General features: G+C 37.9%; 4 protein-coding genes. All 4 read right to left on the bottom strand.

The window, feature by feature from the left end; translation table 11 throughout:
• Positions 1-476: Bax inhibitor-1 family protein (locus ACILQF_RS12175; protein ID WP_395627675.1), on the bottom strand; the 476-nt coding region annotated here is incomplete at its 3' end.
• A gap of 123 nt (positions 477-599) precedes the next feature.
• On the bottom strand, positions 600-1,166 hold the full coding sequence (locus ACILQF_RS12170; protein ID WP_395627674.1) for a hypothetical protein: 567 nt from the start codon (positions 1,164-1,166) through the stop codon (positions 600-602).
• A gap of 16 nt (positions 1,167-1,182) precedes the next feature.
• Complete coding sequence (murQ, locus tag ACILQF_RS12165; protein WP_395627673.1) at positions 1,183-1,992, bottom strand: N-acetylmuramic acid 6-phosphate etherase; 810 nt, start codon at positions 1,990-1,992, stop codon at positions 1,183-1,185.
• A 112-nt stretch (positions 1,993-2,104) separates the two neighbouring features.
• Positions 2,105-3,087 (bottom strand): TonB-dependent receptor domain-containing protein (locus ACILQF_RS12160; protein WP_395627672.1); only part of this gene is annotated, 983 nt, incomplete at its 5' end.

Raw genomic sequence — 3,087 nt, 5'->3', positions numbered from 1 at the left:
GCCATCATTAAAATGGGACCAAACTTTGTTAGGTCTTGTTCGGTCTTATAACCTGCAATAGCCATTACAGCAAATAATAAGGATGCTGAAATGAAACATCCCAATACCGAAGAAGAGGTGTAAACCAGTAAAATATAGCTTAAGCTGATTCCTGTTGCAGCCGAGTAAAGCACAAAAATGAGTGCTAGAGCTGGAAATGATAATCGGTTCATGCCAAAAGACATGACCAAAACAAAGGCTAATGGTGCAAACATTGCAATTGTTCCTAATGTTGTTCTGCTTCCAGTTTGTGTATCAATGAGCATGCTTAAAAGCCCTTGATCACTAGAAAATTGCCATGCAAACCCTGCAGAAAGCCCAAGAGCGATGAACATCCATAAAAATACATTGGGAAGGAAGTTTCTGGAAGTAATTCCACCTTCACGCTGCATTATTGGTTCCTGATTGTATTGAAAAACTGTTTCTTTTTGTGACATTTTAATTTTTTTTATCGAATTTAATAATAATGATCGGTTTTTGTGTTGTTTAAGCGTAAAAGTTAAACTGATGTTTTAAGAATTCAGCCAAATCTTTAGGCTGATTTAGGTTTTAGCTGCCCCCTAGTTTAGCCTCCTACTTAACTCCATTTCAACATTTTTAAAGAGCTGCGCAGGTTTTAGGTTGCGCCATGCCATGTCATCTAAATTGCCTCCAAAGTTTAAGTAATAATCGATATTGTTTCGTTTGAACTCACTGATTACGTGCTCTCTAAAATTTATTCCGGCAATCCATCCATCTTCTACATCTTGAAACCACTCTTCATAGTAACAATCATCGGATGAATGGTAATTGAGCACATTTTCTCCAATGAGTATAAATTTGTTGATTCCTTCATCCACCATCAGCTCGATAATTTCGCGTTTGAGGGTCATTACATCATTGTGTAGCGCATCATTCCACTCACCCATAAATTCTATGATAGCAAAACCGCTTTCATAATCGGCAAACAATACTTTTAAATAAAGTGTTTGAGAGCCAAAGAAATCCCATTGAGGATGGATTAAGTAATTGTAAATCTGCTTATCGAATTCAAATTCGCTATAGTTTGTTTCAAAAAATGGCGAAAGTGGGTCTTCGGAAGCGATATAATCGTCCCTCCAGCGGTAATATGGTTCTATTTCATGCATTTAAACCTTATTCTTTCTAGTTTGATGGTGCATTTTCTACAGCTTTGCGCACGCTACCATGTTGCTTGAGAAGCGATTGTGCCGTTTTTTCATCTAGTTTTGTAGCTTGCATAACCATGTTAACAGCACGGGCAACCAGCTTGATATTGCTTAACTGCATATCCACCATTTTATTGCCTTTTACCCGACCCAATCGGATCATAGTTGTTGTACTAATCATATTTAGCACTAATTTTTGGGCAGTGCCTGATTTCATGCGTGTTGAGCCAGTAACAAACTCAGGCCCTACTACTACTTCAATAGGGTGTTTTGAGGCTGCGGCAACGGGACTTCCAGCATTACAAACTATGCAGGCAGTTTCCAATCCGTTTTCATTGGCTTTGTTTAATCCGCCAATTACGTAGGGTGTAGTTCCGGAAGCGGCAATTCCAATTAGCACATCTTTATTAGAAATATTAAATTCCTGAAGGTCCTTCCACGCTTGCTCTGCATTATCCTCGGCATTTTCCACTGCTTTTCTGATGGCTTTATCGCCACCAGCAATGATACCTACCACCATATCGAAGGGAACACCATAAGTTGGAGGGCATTCAGAGGCATCCAAGATTCCAAGTCGGCCGCTTGTTCCAGCCCCAATATAAAATAGGCGTCCTCCCTTACTGATTTTATCTACAATTACATTTACCACTTTTTCAATTGCTGGAATAACTTTTTCAACAGCTAGTGGGACTGATTTATCCTCTTTGTTTATGCCATGCAGAAGCTCTGCGACAGACATTTTATCTAAATCGGTGTAATTTGAATCTTGTTCTGTAGTTCTTTTCATTTTCAATATTTTCTGCTACTAAAATCGGAATATTATCTTGATGCTGATAATTATTTAAAAATAAAAAACCCGTTCCAGAATTTTGAAACGGGTTTTGAGTCAATGGATAAGATTAAAAACTGATTTCGAATCCTGCTGTGACTAGCCTGGGTAGGCCAACACGTATTCCTTCTGGCCTTCTTGTGCTGATGTAGCGCTGATCTGTTAAATTTTTAACAGATATATTCAAACTTGCATTTGTCTTAGGGATAGTATAATATGCATTTGCATCAACGATATATCTGCTTTTTAGCTGCCCTGTGCGGCCATTTGCAGATGCTGCAATGCTGTTTAGCTCATCTGTGAATTGCTTACCGATATAATTTCCTGCAAGTTTGAACCCGAAGCCATTTAACAGGTTCATTCCTAATGCATTCCAAAGCATTACATTGGCTGCATAGGGTAATGTATTATTTTTCACATTGATTGCGCTACCATTTAATGAAATAAAGCGGTCGCTGCTATAATAGGAATCTTGTAGGGTAAGGTTAGTTTCTAAGGTAAATGAATTTTTTGAATCCATAATTTTACCGAAGTCGAGTTTGAAACCTGCCTCAATTCCTTTGTGCATGGTTTCACCACCATTTACCACTCCGGTCGCATTTAAATTACCTGATGAGTTTGAAACTGGAATAATTTGATTTTTAAAGTCGAGGATGAAGGCTGTAAATTCGGCACTCAAAACATTTCCAACGTTAATACGTGCTCCAAGTTCATAATTTGTACTTAGTTCGGCATCTAAATTATAGGGAATTCCAGCGGATGTAATAGCATCTTTAATACGTGGAGGAGCAAATCCTTTATGTACTCCAGTAAAAATATTGATTTGATTATTGATAGCATAAGTGATTCCTGCACCAGGAATAAGGGCGACTGTATTGTCATTGGAAACAATATTAGTATCTCTAATTACATTGTTTACATTGTTCATGCGGTATCTGCCGCGTAAAATTTGACGTTCATAATTGAAGTTTTCTAAGCGTAAACCAGCATTTAAGGCTAATTTTTCAGTGATATTGAAGGTATTTTGAGCGTATGCACTGAAAGAGTTTCCTT

This window comes from Daejeonella sp., from assembly GCF_044232565.1.
In the GTDB taxonomy this organism is placed as follows: Bacteria; Bacteroidota; Bacteroidia; order Sphingobacteriales; family Sphingobacteriaceae; genus Daejeonella.
The sequence above is the reverse complement of the archived record's forward strand: the minus strand, read 5'-3'. Positions and strand labels throughout refer to the sequence as shown.